This is a genomic window from Neorhizobium puerariae, from assembly GCF_042429745.1.
GTDB classification, from domain to species: domain Bacteria; phylum Pseudomonadota; class Alphaproteobacteria; order Rhizobiales; family Rhizobiaceae; genus Neorhizobium; species Neorhizobium puerariae.
The window spans coordinates 170,564-184,040 of the sequence record NZ_JBHMAA010000011.1 but is presented as its reverse complement, the minus strand read 5'-3'; the positions used below and the strand labels follow the sequence as shown (position 1 = coordinate 184,040).

The following is a 13,477-nucleotide window of genomic DNA, read 5'->3' as shown; positions in this document are numbered from 1 at the left end:
GATGGGTTGCTGCTTTCCTGCCGAAAATGAAGGATGGGTGGAATGTCTAGACCGGCATTTGTGACGATAAAGCGAGTGAAATGCTACGCGATCAACGATTATACCGGTTCCGACAATTTGTATGGCGTAATCGGCCCTGTCCGGTTTCGCATCGGCTCGTTTGCGCCGGGAGACGATTACCGTCTTGATATCACGCAGGTTGTCCCATTCGGGGAATTCCATCTCACGATCGTCGAGGCCGACGTGACCGGAGACGACGAAATCGGGTCCGTGAACCTGAGCGACCTCATGGATTTCGACACCAGGAAGAACGTGCACGGCGAAGACGCCAGCTACGACATAACCTATTTCGTGGAATCGGTGTCGGACTAGGTTGTCCGGAAGCCGCCGGCCTCAATCATGAAAATTCTGAATTCCGATCAGCCGCCAGAGGAGGATTCCGCAATGGCTACGGTTAGGTTGTTAATGTTGTTCTGCGTGCGCCACGCCTCCGGCACGGATTTCGGCGCGACGCAAGCGATCGCGGGGCTTGCCGATTTCATCCCCGCATCGCAGTTCGGATCGCCCCTCAGCAGCGTCATCAGCAATCTGCCGCAGGTCATCGCGGCGATCGATACGGCGCGCTCGGACCCCGACGACCTGTTCATCACGACCGATACGACCGGTGATCTCGGAGCCTCGTTCTGGCCGCCGGCAGGACAGACGCGGAATTTCCAGGCCGGCCAGTCGGCAACCGTGATGCTGGATTTCGAATTCGTCTATTCGATCAACTTCTCGCTGTGGGACTACGACAGCTCGAGTTCGAACGATCTTCTCGGATCGATCACCGTGTTCGAACAGGAAGCGGGGCAGGGCGAGATCGCCAGGCTGGCCAAGTCCGACGTGGAAGGATCGGCCTACTACGTCTTCTACGAAGTATTCGCATAGTATTTCGCAAGTCAATCAATTCACCCTTTGTCTACGGCTCCCGCCCTCCCGAAGGAAGGGGTGGGAGCGACGGGAGGAAATTGTCCATGCCTGCAAACGAGAACTACCGGAAGATCGCCTCGATGGATCTGCGCCCCGCATATATTTCGCTCGGGCTGAAAAGGGCGGCGTTCAAGGATCAGGGCCGAAGGCGGTCCAGGCTTTTCGACGCGGCGCTCAACGCAGACCCGTCGCAGCCGGACGCCGTGTGGCTGTTCAAGGGCGCCAACTATCTGCGGTTCAACGTCGACATCCGGCAGAACAAGTTCGAGCAGGAGGCGAAGGTCATCGCCGGCAATTTCGGCGGCAACACCTGGCCCCTGATGTTTTCGAGCGGCATCGACGCGGCCGCGTGGGGAGGGCCGGCGTTCCCGCACGTCTGGTTCATGTTCAAGGACAACCAGTATATCCGGCTCAACTCCACCAATGGAGGAAGCTGGGTTGTCGAAACCGGTCCGGAACCGATCGTCAATGCCTGGTGGTCGGCACGGGATACGTGGTTCACCAACGGCTGCGACGCGGCCCTGCATGGGCTGGGTGCGAAGCACCACGGAAAGCTGCATCTCTTCAAGGACGGCGAATACATCCGCCACAACTATTTCGACGGACACAAGGATATCGGCCCCATTCCGGTCGCCGAGGCATGGGCGCTGCCCGAACCGTTCAGCAAGAAGATCGAACTTGCCTTCTACGGCACCGGGACGGAAGAAGAGCACGCCTTCTTCTTCTCCGGGGAGCAGGTCGCGCAATACGACACGGGAAGCAACGAAGTCGTGCGGATCATGCCGATCGAGGAGCGCTTTCCTTCATTTGCCGAATTCATGTCGCGGCCGCAGCTCTTTCTCGTCGAGGATTATTGCCTGGAAACCTATGTGGGACCGCCCACGCTGGGGCGCCTGGTCGACACCAAGAATGTCCCGCCGGGCGTGACGATCAACACCCTGATGGTCACCGAGACGATAGACGTCAACACGAGCCAGCTCCGCCAGAGCATCCTGGAAAGCCAGGATGCCGGCGTTGTCAAGAACTTCAACGAGCAGATGGACAACCGGACGGATGCCAGCGAAAGCCGGGACGCCTACCGCTACCAGATGAATGCGGATTTTCATGGCGACGCTTCGGCGAACAGTCTGTGGGGCGGAGAGGTCAACGCTTCTCTCGGGGTATCCGGCAGCACGGACTCCCGTCGTTCCAGCATCGCCCAGTCGGCCTTCGAAACGATTTCCTCCCAGGTGACCGAGTCGACCAGGCAGCTCAACCAGCGGACCTACGATTCCGCCGAATCCATAGAGCACAGGGAACGTGTCCTGAAGCAGGAGTCGATCACCCTGACGAACACGTCCGAGCAGATGCGCTCGTTCGAATTCTATCAGCAGCTGCAGCCGACATATGCGCTGCTTGTCCTGAAGGACATCAGGGTCGCATACGGAGACGGCTCCGGGGCAGGGCTGACGGAAGCGAAGCTCCCCGCATTGCGCAATCTCCTGGACGACAAGCTCCTGCCCGAACATCGCGACCAGCTGCTCGGCTTCATCGCGGGGGAGCTGAAGGAAGTCGAGGACTACGAGGGCGCGGTCGTTTCCATCCTCGCCTCCGGGGACCCCCCATCCCTGCAGCGAAACCCGACCGCGCTCTTCAAGATCCAGCTGCCAAGCGGTGAAACGCAGGAGATCGCCGTTCGGGGGCAGGTGATCAAGGGCGTGAAGGACTGGATGAAGCCGACCTACACGATCACGGCCATCCAGCGCTGATCCCCGGACTGCACGACATTCGCGAAGGTTCCGTTTTCTGACACCGAACGATGAGGAGAAATGGAAATGTCCGTTCTTTACAATCTGGCGAGATACGCGTTTCTGGCAGTATCTTTCGCGAGCCTTCCGGCCATCGCCTTTGCCGGGTGCCGCATTTTCGAACATCGCGACTACGGCGGAGCCGGCTATACCCTCGACAACCTCGAGAGGATGATCATGGTGGATGGCGAGAGCCTCGGCTGTTCCGTCTCTCACGGAAATTCGGATTGCCCGTCCACGACCTATGACTCGTCCTGGAACGATCACATATCGTCGTTCAGGCTGACCCGGGGCTGCACCCTGACCTTATGGGAGCATATCAACGAGAAGGGCGCGCGCTTCAGGAGCGACAGGAGCTATACGTATGTCGGCAGCCGCTGGAACGACGAGGCGTCGGAGGCCCTGTGCACATGCAACTGACAATGCCGGGATGACATTGGCCTGTCCGGGAAAACGCCCGCAGCGACGTCACGGTTCGCTGCGGGCCTTGTTTGGGAATGCGTCACGGCCTGATCCGCGGACGGAGGCAGGCGGGGCGGGGAGGGCGGAGCCGATGGGCGAATGCCGCTACCGCAGGGAGCCGACCATGCTGCCGGCAAGGCGGAACGGACTTGCGACCGCAGCGCCGGCGGCGTCGAACACGAAGGCGCCGACATCGCCGACGCTCGAACTCTGGCCCTTTTCCAGGACGGCAAGCTGCGTGCCGAACTTGGCCAGAGATGCATAGCGGTCATGCCCAAGTCCGTCCGATCCCTCGACAGAAGTGATGTCGATCAGACGAACGCCCTCTTTCCGGGCCGCGTCCTTCACCACGGGATCATCGACATCCACGCGCCCGACACGCGGCCTTTCGCCGCCCACGAGGCTTGAGACGGAGAGGGCGCGATCGGTTTTCGAAACGAGAAGGGTTATGGGCGTGGGCATCCTGCCGATATCCTTCAACTGGGACCGGAACACGTCGACGTCGATATCGGGGGCGGCCAGGATCACCATCAGCTTTCCGACGGCTTCGTCCTGCTTCTGGAGCTTCAGCTGGCGAACGGCTTCCATGATCAGGAAGCTTCCCATGCTGTGTCCGAACAGGACGATCCGTTTGACCGACCTCTCGGCGGCCAGCGACCGCACGAGCGATACGAGGTCGCTCCGCGAGTAAAGGCTCGCATCCCGGTCGGCGACATAACCGGCGACGGCTGCGGCCGAGGGCCAGGAAAACAGGATCGGGGAGCCCGGGAGCTTTGCATCGGCGGCCATCTGGGCCAGGCGGAACAGGGCTTCCTGATAGCTGTAGTTGTAACCGTGCACGAAGATTCCGACCGTGCCGTCGGCCTGCGCGGAGCGCGACGCCTCCTCGACCAAAGCCTCCTTCGGGAGCTGCCTCCGCCCCGTGACGACAAACTGCCGCCTGGGGTCCGGCACCGGTGTCGGATAGCTGATGCTGGCGTTCTTCCTGTCGGGCGGCACCGATATCTCGTAGCGCTCGTATGTCGGCTTTTCCGCCAGTGAGCTTCCGAGCGCCGCTTTCGTGCCGTCCGGTCCTCTGTTCGTGGCGGTCAGAATGGTCACCCGTTCCGAGGGGGCCTTATCCAGCCGGACCGGATCGAGGACCGCCGGCGTCGGCCTGTTGGCGCAGCCGGACGACACCAGCATCACGAACAGGAACAGGATGAGGGACTGCAGGTTCAAGAACCGGATTGGAAGATGTTCTTTCATTGTCCGATCGTTTCCCGGAGCGCCATGCGTCCGAATGGACGCATCAAGGACGCTCTGACCTATTGAATCGACGCACCGTGCTTTCCGAAAATCCCGGGATCGCGGTCGGGAATCGCGGCGGATTTCAGCGCCTCGGCTCATGCCGCCGCCGTTTGGGCGCTTGCGGCATCCTCATCCCTCGGAATCCGGAACCATGTCACGTAGAGCGCGGGGAGGAAGAGGAGCGTCAGGGCCGTGCCGACGACGATCCCGCCCATCATGGCATAGGCCATCGGACCCCAGAAAATCTCGCGCGAGATCGGGATCAGGGCCAGGGTAGCCGCGGCCGCGGTCAGCATGATCGGGCGCATGCGATGCTCCGTGGCCTCGATGACGGCCCGCCACGCGGGTACGCCTTCCTTGCGCAGGTTCTCGATCTGGACGACCAGGATGACGGAGTTCCGGATCAGGATGCCGATGAGTGCGAGCACCCCGAGGATCGCGACGAAGCCCATGGGCGCGTTGCTGAGGAGCAGCGCGGCGACGACCCCGATCAGGGCTGTCGGCGCCACCGCGAAAACCAGGAAGAGCCGGCTGAAGCTCTGCAGCTGGAGCATCAGGATGGTCGCCATGGTGAACAGCATCAGCGGCACGACGGCGACGATCGGTCCCTGGGCATCCGCGCTCGATTCGACGGACCCGCCGATCTCCAGCTTGTAGCCGACCGGAAGCGCCTTCTCGAACGTCTCCACCTGCGGCCGAAGCTGCTCGACGATCGTGGCCGGCTGCGTCGGCCCGACGACCGCGGCCTTGACGGTGACGGTCGGAATCCTGTCACGCCGCCAGATGGTCGGCTGTTCGAGTTCGTAGCGGAAGTTCGCGACGGCCGACAGCGGCACGGACTTGCCGTTCGATCCCGGCAGCTGCAGGTTCTGCAAGGTCTCGATGGAACCGCGCTCGGAAGCCGCGGCCCGGCCGATCACGTCGATCAGGTAGATGTCGTCCCGCACCTGCGTTGCGGAGGCTCCTTCCACGATGCTGTTCAGCACCGTTGCGATATCCTCCGACGAGACGCCAAGCTGCCGCGCCTTGTCCTGAAGGACGTCGACCTTGACCACCCTTGAAGGTTCGTTCCAGTCGAAGATCATGTTCGAGAGCAGGGGATGGCCGCCGACGATCGACGCGAACTGCTGGGAGAGATCGCGCACCTTCTGGATGTCCGGGCCGCTGATGCGGTACTGCACGGGCTTGCCGACCGGAGGGCCGATATCCAGCAGCTTCACGAAGGCATCGGTTCCGGGGAACGTCCTGTTCAGGTAGTCCTGCAGTTCGGCCCTTACCTTGTCGCGCACCTCCAGGCCCTTCGTGACGATGACCGTCTGCCCGAAGGTGACGTCCGGCGTCTGGACGTCGAAGGACAGGATGAAGCGCGGCGCTCCCTGTCCCACATAGCTCGTCCAGTGGTCTATGTCGGCATTGTTCGCCAGCATGTCCTGCTCGAACTTGCCGATCTGCCTGTTGGTCTCGGCAATCGAGCTGTTTTGGGGGAGATTCCAGTCGACGATCAGTTCCACGCGGTCCGATGCCGGGAAGAACTGCTGCTGCACCAGTCCCATTCCGCCGAGGGAAAGAGCGAAGACGGCGAGCGTCAGCGCGATCGTGGCCCATCTCCAGCGCATTGCGAGTCTCAGAAGCCAGGCGAAGGCGGAGGCGAAGCGCCCTTTCGTCTCGTGATGGGATTTCATGGTTTTCGGCAGGATCGTCACGCCGAGAAGCGGCGTGAACAAGACCGCCACGATCCAGGACACGATGAGCGAAACGGCGATCACCACGAAAAGGGTGAAGGTGAATTCGCCTGCCGCGCTGCTGTTCAGGCCCACGGGGATGAAGCCCGCGACGGTCACCAATGTCCCCGTCAGCATGGGAAACGCGGTCGACGTGTAGACATGGGTCGCCGCTTTTCTCAGGTCGTCGCCGGCCTCGAGGCGCGCGACCATCATCTCGACCGCGATCATCGCATCGTCGACAAGCAGGCCGAGCGCGATGATGAGGGCCCCGAGCGAGATGCGCTGCAGCGAGATCCCGGCATATTCCATGTAGACGAAGGTGATGGCGAGCACGAGCGGAATGGAGATCGCCACCACCATGCCGGCCCGAAGCCCGAGACTGATGAAGCTGATGACGAGGACGATGGCGATCGCCTCGAACAGCGCCCGCGTGAACCCGGAAACGGCCTCATCGACGACCGCCGGCTGGTCCGACACGCGGCTCACGTCCACGCCGATCGGAAGGTCGGCGACGATCCGCTGCATCTGCGCATCGAGCGCCCCGCCGAATTCGAGAAGGTTGGCGCCGACCTTCATGCCTATGGCAAGGCCGATCGCCGGCTGGCCGTTGAACCGGAACAGCGACGAAGGCGGATCGACGTAGCCGCGCCTGATCGTGGCGATGTCGGTCAGCGGGAAGAAGCGGTCATTGACGCGCAGGTTGATCGCCTTCAGGCTTTCCTCGGACGTGAATTGGCCGCCGACGCGCAGGGCGATGCGTTCCGGCCCGGCATTGACGAAACCGGACTGCGTCACGGCGTTCTGGGCCTGGAGCGTCTCGATGACCGCCTGCCGGTCGATCCCGAGGGCTGCGATCTGACGGGTGGAGAATTCGAGATAGATGGCCTCGTCCTGCGCGCCGATGATATCCACCTTTCCGACATTATCCACCGTCAGCACCTTGGCGCGGGCATCCTCGACGAGGTCGCGGAGCTGCCTTTGCGTGAGGCCGTCGCTGGTGAAGGCGTAGATATTGCCGAAGACATCGCCGAAGCGGTCGTTGAAGAACGGCCCGACGACGCCGCTTGGAAAATCGCCCTTGATGTCGCTGATCATGTTGCGGACGCGGACCCAGGTGGGCTGGACATCCCTGGCCTTCGTCGTCGGCAGCAGTTCCACGAATATGGTCGTCTGGCCGGCAACGGTCTGGCTTCGGACATAGTCAAGACTCTCAAGCTCCTCGAGCTTCTTCTCGATGCGGTCCGTGACCTGGCGGGCCACTTCTTCCGCGGAGGCGCCGGGCCATCGCGCGTTGATCACCATCGTCTTGATGGTGAAGTTCGGGTCTTCCTCGCGCCCCAGGTTGAGATAGGAGAACGTTCCCGCAAGGACGAAAACGAGCATGAAATACCAGACGAGCGAACGGTGCTCCAGCGCCCAGTCGGAGAGGTTGAACTTCTTCACTCGCTGACCTCCTGGTCGATCCTGATGGCCTGGCCATCCTTCAGTTTGTGGATGCCGGCCGTGACGACGCGGTCTCCCGGGGCGACGCCTTCCGTCACCCGGACCATGCCGCCATCGGCAATCTCGCCTTCTATCTTCACGGGCCGGAGCATCACCTTCCCGCCGGCCACGTCGACGAGCCAGACGTCGGTGGAGCCTTCTTTTTGCAGGACTGCGGAGGCCGGCAGAAGAATCCGGGGCTCGGCTGAGATCGTCGCGGTGGCCGTGATGACCGAACCGAGGCGGAACGCCGCCGGCGGATCGACCAGGCCGATCTTGGTCCTGCGCGTGCGTGTCGCCGTCTCCGCCTGCGGCGCGATCTCGCGCGCGATGCCGCGTATCCGGATCGACGGATCGAGCTGGAGCGACACCTCAAACGGTGCGCCGATCCTGATGTGCTGGGCGGCTGCCTGGGGAACGTCGATGACCGCGTCGCGCTCTTCGGGACGCGCGATCGTCACCGCCGTCTGGCCCGCCGAGACGACCTGGCCGATCTCGGCGGAGGTCGCGGTGACGACACCGTCGAACTCGGCGTGGAGCTGTGCGTATCCCAGTTGCTCTTCCGCCTTGTCCAGATTGGCCTGAGCCTTGCCGACATTCGCGCTCGCAGTCTTCCTGGCCTGTTCAGCCTCCTCGAGCGCGGCCTCAGTGCCGGAGCGAGCTTCGGCGAGGGCCCGTTGGCGCTGCTCTGTCGCCACGGCGTTGGTCAGCTGCGCCTGCGCGTTCGAAAGGTCGGATTGCGCGCTTCTGACGGCGAGTTCAAGCGCCAGCGGATCGATCGACGCGACGACGTCTCCTCTCTTCACCAGATCGCCGACATCGACATTGCGGGCGATAATTCTTCCGAGCACGCGGAAGCCGAGCTCGGTCTCGATCTTCGGCTCGATCGTACCCGTCAGGCTGAGTGACGCGGCGGGGGTTTGCCTTGCGACGACGGAAAGCACCGGGCGAGGGGCTTCGGGTGCTGCTTCTTCCTGCTTCTGGCATGATGCAAGGGCCGTCGCGCCGAGCAGCAGGGCGATCATTGTGGTGCGGATGTTCATCTTGCCGTTCCCTTGTCATAGGCTATGACTTCACCGGACCTGAGGAACTTGATCCCCTCGAAGACGACGACGTCTCCCGACGATACGCCCGATTTGACGGTGAAGCTGCCGGTCTCGTATTCGCCGACCTCGATCGCGTGCATGGAAATCCTGGACGATCCGGGGTCGACCACCCAGACGGCGGGCTTGCCGCCTTTCGAGGCCATCGCGGACCAGGGGAGCTGGATCATGCTCTGCGGCTTGTATTGGAAGGTTCCGGCAACGGGGGCTCCGAGGGGCATGGAGACGTCGCCATTGAGCCCCACCTTGACCCTGATCGTCCCCGTGGACGAATCGATCGTGGGAGAAATCTCCCGGATCTTCGCGTCGACCTTCCGCGAGGCATCGGACAGCAGCTTGACGGTTACCGAAGGCTCGATCTCACGCCCGAGGAAAAGGCTTTCGACGACTTCGAAGACGGCATCCCGGGGGCCGTCATGGGCCAGGGAAAATATGACCTGCGCGGCCTGGGCGACCTGTCCCACTTCGGCGCTGCGCGCCGTGACGATGCCGTCGGCATCCGCCCTGAGCTCGGTATAGGACAATGCGTCCTGCGCGGTCTCCAGCTGCGCCTGCGCCGATTTCGTGGCGCCCTGGGCGGTCAGCAGCGCCTCCTGGGCCTGATCGAGCGCGGCGCGCGTCGTCACCTGCGTGCGGAAGAGATTCTGCTGGCGGTCGAAGGCCAGCTGCGCCTGGGTCTGCTGCGCTTCCGCCGATTGCAGGTTCGCAGCGGCGACATCGAGTTCGGCCTTCTGTTCCTCGGCGTCTATGCGGGCAAGAAGCTGGCCGGCCCTGACCGGCGTTCCGACGTCCACGAGGCGTTCGACGATCTTGCCGCTCACCCGGAAGGAAAGATCGGTCTGGACCCGCGCCCGGACCTCGCCGGTGAGGGTGCCGCCCTGCGTCAGCGATTGTTCCGCCGCGACGACGACGCTGACCCGCCTCGGCGCCGATTCCGCCGACGCTTGCTGGTCGCTGCATGACGATAGTACAGCGGCGCTGGCGAGCACCGTCGCGACAAGGATGGCTTTCATCGAATAACCTCTTGCTGTCCCTTCGGCGCCCTATATAATTGACTGACTTATTAGTCAATAGAACTGCTATAAGGGTCATGATGCCGATCTTTCGGCTGGAGTAAATAAGTAATGCCTAATGGAAAGAGATTGACCCGCGCCGAACAGAAGGCGCTGCGCCCCTTGCAGATCCTCGAAGCGGCTTTCGAGGAGTTTGTTAAGAACGGATATGCGGCATCCCGCGTCGAGGACATCGCCGAGCGGGTCGGCGTCACGAAGGGGACGGTCTACGTCTATTTTCCGACGAAGGAGCAGCTGTTCGAAGCGATGATCCAGCACATCTCGGCGCCATTGAGAAAGGTGCTGAGGACGTCCGATACGCTGAAGGGACGAGCGGCAGAAAAGCTGCAGCAATTCATCGAGCTTCTCTACGACCACATTGTCGATGACCGCAAGAGCAGGGAACTCATGCGGTTCGTCATCGCCGAGGGCGCGCGATTTCCGGACCTGATAGACCGGCATCATGAGGAGTTCATTGCGCCGATCATCGGGAGGATTCAGGAAATCCTTGACGAAGGGGTGGCCTTAAACGAATTCCGCCGCAAGCCTGCCGAGTTTGCGGACGTCACCATGTCACCCATGTTGGCCATGGTGATCGTGCGTCTCATTTTCGACGATCGGCAAGACATAGACCGGAACGCTTTTCGTCACGAGCACCTGCAGCTGGTGCTGAACAGCCTGACCGGCTGAATGCGCGCGATCCGGTCGTCAGTCGCCCGGCCTGCTGAAGCGCCGGTCGATGTATCTCATCCAGTCGCCGATATTGCCCAGCAGAACCGAAAGGTCGTATTTCCACTCCAGCATGAGCAGATCGAAGCTCATGCCTTCCGAGGAAATACCTCGTCGGGCGAGCTGCTGGCGCAGGAAATCCATCTTCGCGGTGGGCGAGGACAGGATGGAGGCGTCATAGCCGGGTTCGTCGTCCATGGGGGCGGGTTGCGAGCCCGGAGCAGAAGAATTCCTGGCATGGATCATGGTTGATCCTCCCTTCTGCGGCAGGTACTGCGCTGGCGGCATGAGCCAGCTCAACCTGTCTTCCCTATAATCTGTATCGCGGTCCGGGATAAATCAAGATGAAGGGGGAAGGGAGGGCGCGCAACAGATCGTGACGTGCCCGCTGAAAGAAGCTGCCGAAAGATCCGTCGGCTTGCGGCCCCCGGGTTTAACAGCTGATTAATCATCCTTGGCTAACACTCGATCCCGCGCGAATGACCTGCGCGCCTAAAAATGGGATCAACATGTACGTTGTATCGGTGCTTGATAAAGGCGACCAAAGGACATTTCTGTCCGAAAATCTGAAGATAATAGACCGCATTGTCTATGCGACCATCTCCGGCGTTCCGAAGGAATTCATGCTTTCGGAGATCATCGACATCGTTCCTGTCGACGCGAAGCCCGAGAAGGAGCCGACCGCGCGACTGCGGTCCAGGCACGTCCAGTAACATTTCCTGACCCGTCCGCGCTCAGCACCAGGCCGCGCACGTTCAGCCGGCGCGATGCCGGCCGGTTCGGCGGCGGATCATATCGTGGCTTTACTGCATCGTTGCAGATGCTTATCCAAATACGTCGCTGCCGCCGATCACACATGGGCGGCAGCACGTAGGGCTCGCCGATTGTCGTCGGCGAGCTTTTCACCGAGGCGATACGCGACAGAGGAGCCGCGAAAAACAGCGCTCGGCCAATGGCTTCTATCGAGACATTGAACCTTTGGTTCAGGATCTCATTGCCGCCGTGGTGCTACAAGGCTCGTCACATTGCTGTTCGAGTTCGCCTGCGGATTGGAAAAATCCATCTCCTTGACGCAATCCAAACATCGGTGCGCTCTCAGGCCTTCTCCCGCATGACATGCGTACTCTTAAGTTCCATAAGATAGATTATGCGATCGTTATGTGCACGGGGGTATATTCTTCCAAAAGGCGACGCAATGATCTGAGTGCTGTCCACCACGAGAACCGGAAGTGGTGACGATATGGAATTTGAACCTAGCCGACGCTTCCGCTTGATATTGGAACGGATCACATCGTGGCGCCTGCCCTATGGGATTTCCCGCTCTCCCATACGCTTCGTCACCTCTGCGTATAAAAAGCGAGAATATCATCCCGTCAACCGGAGGCCCCCGATGGCGGCGGACATATCGCAGATCGATGGTGATTTATGGGCCGTACGATGATCGCTTCGGCGTCCCGTGCCAGGTTCGCCGTTGCTGGCGCAGATCAGAAGCCCCCGCCCGTGCGGAAGCCGCCGCCGCCGGATGGACCGTTGCCTCCGCCGCGTGATCCGCCGAACACGCCGCCGCCGGGCCGTGACGGAAAATTGGCGCGGTTGCCGCCTGAACGGTAGCCGCTCCGCAAGGCGTCGCGCAGTTCGCGGGAAGACAGAACCCCGCCGATAATCCCGCCGATGACGTCGCCGATCAGCTTGTCGTTGCTGAAGCCGCCGCCCTGCCGCTCGTAGTCGGAACGGCGGAATTCGTCGCGCGAGCGCTCCAGTTCGGCGCGCTTGCGGGCCAGTTGCAGGGATGTCTGTCGGGCCTCGGCCGCCTCCTGCTCGCGCGCAGCGAGTTCGGCCTCGATCTGCTGCAGGCGGCGGACGATCCGCTCGTCCTCCGGCGTCGGCGTTTCCAGCGCGTCCCGCAGCAGCACGCGCAGGTCCTCGCGCTGCATGGATTCGGCAAGTCCGGCAAGAGCGCCGGCCAGTCCCTGGTCGTTGTCGTCGCCGAGCAGCACCGAGCGCTGGTGTTCCAATGCGGCGTTTTCGCTTTCGAGGTCCGCAATCCGGCGATCGGAAACCTGCAGGTCCTCCGAAGCCTTCCGGTGGGCCGCCTCGCGCTCGCCGATGCCGTCGGCTTCCAGCGCGGCACGCTCTATCGCGGTGAGCTTCCCCTCCTCCTCCGCGACCTCGGCCTTCAGCCGGTCCGCATGCTCGCGCAGGCGCTTCGGGATTTCGGTAAGGGTGAAATAATTCTGCCGCGCCGGTTCGTAGTTGACGACGCGGGCGACGTAACCGTCGCCGAGCCGGGCGATCGGGCCGCCGCGATAGGTCCGGGTGCCGTAGCCGCGCTCCCAGAGATAGACGAAAAGCCGGTCGGCCAGGTAGGGCTTCGATTTCTCGTCCAGGTCGGTCTCGGATTGCTTCGCCTTGTCCTCGGCCGCCGCGGCCCGCGCCTGCGCGCCTGACAGCCTGGCCGCCTGCGCCTGCCACGCGACATCCTCGGACATTCGTTTCTGCGTCGCCTCCTCGACGGCGGTGATGGCGTCGGCGGCGGCGCTCACCTGCCGGGCGTCGTCGGCCCGCGCTTGACGTATGTCCGACAGCTCGGCAAGCAACGCCTCGCGGCGTTTCGAGAGGTCATCCAGCTTCCTCTGCTGTTCTTCGACGAGGGAAAGCGCCTGGTGCTCCGCCGCGTCGAGCGTGCCGAGAATCTGGTTCTGCCGCAGCGCATCCAGGCGGATGCGGGCGAGCGATTTGAACAGGCCGGCCTGTTCCACCCGCAGGCGCGTGGTTTCCGCGGCCGCCCCTTCGATGATCCGGGCAAGCCTGTCCTCGTCCTGCCGCAGCCCCTGCCCGGCCCGTTCGATGGAATTCAAGGCATCGAATACACTGATCAT

The 13,477-nt window shown here is 62.3% G+C and carries 12 protein-coding genes; 6 read left to right on the top strand and 6 right to left on the bottom strand.

The features are described from left to right. The first annotated feature begins 42 nt into the window (after positions 1-42). From ACFFP0_RS09600 to ACFFP0_RS09585, 4 genes are all read left to right on the top strand, one after another. On the top strand, positions 43-372 hold the full coding sequence (locus tag ACFFP0_RS09600) for a hypothetical protein (protein WP_377259613.1): 330 nt from the start codon (positions 43-45) through the stop codon (positions 370-372). Positions 373-444: 72 nt separating this feature from the next. Continuing rightward, positions 445-927 (top strand): hypothetical protein, encoded by a 483-nt coding sequence (locus ACFFP0_RS09595; protein WP_377259610.1) that lies wholly within the window; start codon positions 445-447, stop codon positions 925-927. An 86-nt stretch (positions 928-1,013) separates the two neighbouring features. Beyond that, on the top strand, positions 1,014-2,717 hold the full coding sequence (locus ACFFP0_RS09590) for a hypothetical protein (RefSeq protein ID WP_377259607.1): 1,704 nt from the start codon (positions 1,014-1,016) through the stop codon (positions 2,715-2,717). Positions 2,718-2,783: 66 nt separating this feature from the next. Continuing rightward, positions 2,784-3,176, top strand: coding sequence for a hypothetical protein (locus ACFFP0_RS09585; protein ID WP_377259604.1), 393 nt, complete (start codon positions 2,784-2,786; stop codon positions 3,174-3,176). A gap of 147 nt (positions 3,177-3,323) precedes the next feature. Here ACFFP0_RS09585 and ACFFP0_RS09580 read toward each other — a convergent pair whose 3' ends face one another. The 4 genes from ACFFP0_RS09580 to ACFFP0_RS09565 form a co-directional block, all read right to left on the bottom strand. Then, positions 3,324-4,403 (bottom strand): alpha/beta hydrolase, encoded by a 1,080-nt coding sequence (locus tag ACFFP0_RS09580; protein ID WP_377260124.1) that lies wholly within the window; start codon positions 4,401-4,403, stop codon positions 3,324-3,326. A gap of 200 nt (positions 4,404-4,603) precedes the next feature. Continuing rightward, positions 4,604-7,675, bottom strand: a complete 3,072-nt coding sequence (locus ACFFP0_RS09575) for an efflux RND transporter permease subunit (RefSeq protein ID WP_377259600.1) — start codon at positions 7,673-7,675, stop codon at positions 4,604-4,606. After that, positions 7,672-8,757 carry an efflux RND transporter periplasmic adaptor subunit gene (locus ACFFP0_RS09570; protein ID WP_377259597.1) on the bottom strand — a complete coding sequence of 362 codons (1,086 nt, stop codon included), beginning with the start codon at positions 8,755-8,757 and terminating at the stop codon, positions 7,672-7,674. Before ACFFP0_RS09570 ends, ACFFP0_RS09575 begins: the two co-directional genes overlap by 4 nt. Next, positions 8,754-9,830, bottom strand: coding sequence for an efflux RND transporter periplasmic adaptor subunit (locus ACFFP0_RS09565; RefSeq protein WP_377259594.1), 1,077 nt, complete (start codon positions 9,828-9,830; stop codon positions 8,754-8,756). Before ACFFP0_RS09565 ends, ACFFP0_RS09570 begins: the two co-directional genes overlap by 4 nt. A 111-nt stretch (positions 9,831-9,941) precedes the next feature. Between ACFFP0_RS09565 and ACFFP0_RS09560 the strand changes: the two genes are divergently transcribed. Then, the gene (locus ACFFP0_RS09560; RefSeq protein WP_377259591.1) at positions 9,942-10,559 is read left to right on the top strand and encodes a TetR/AcrR family transcriptional regulator; all 618 of its coding nucleotides are present in this window, start codon (positions 9,942-9,944) and stop codon (positions 10,557-10,559) included. A gap of 18 nt (positions 10,560-10,577) precedes the next feature. Here ACFFP0_RS09560 and ACFFP0_RS09555 read toward each other — a convergent pair whose 3' ends face one another. Beyond that, positions 10,578-10,844, bottom strand: coding sequence for a hypothetical protein (locus ACFFP0_RS09555; RefSeq protein WP_377259588.1), 267 nt, complete (start codon positions 10,842-10,844; stop codon positions 10,578-10,580). 263 nt (positions 10,845-11,107) lie between these two features. On the opposite strand from ACFFP0_RS09555, the gene ACFFP0_RS09550 reads away from it, so the two are divergent. Then, entirely contained in the window at positions 11,108-11,311 is a 204-nt protein-coding gene (locus tag ACFFP0_RS09550; protein WP_377259585.1) for a hypothetical protein, read from the top strand. A gap of 771 nt (positions 11,312-12,082) precedes the next feature. Here the strand turns inward: ACFFP0_RS09550 and ACFFP0_RS09545 are convergent. Then, a complete protein-coding gene (locus tag ACFFP0_RS09545) occupies positions 12,083-13,477 on the bottom strand; it encodes a coiled-coil domain-containing protein (protein WP_377259582.1) in 1,395 nt (464 codons plus the stop codon).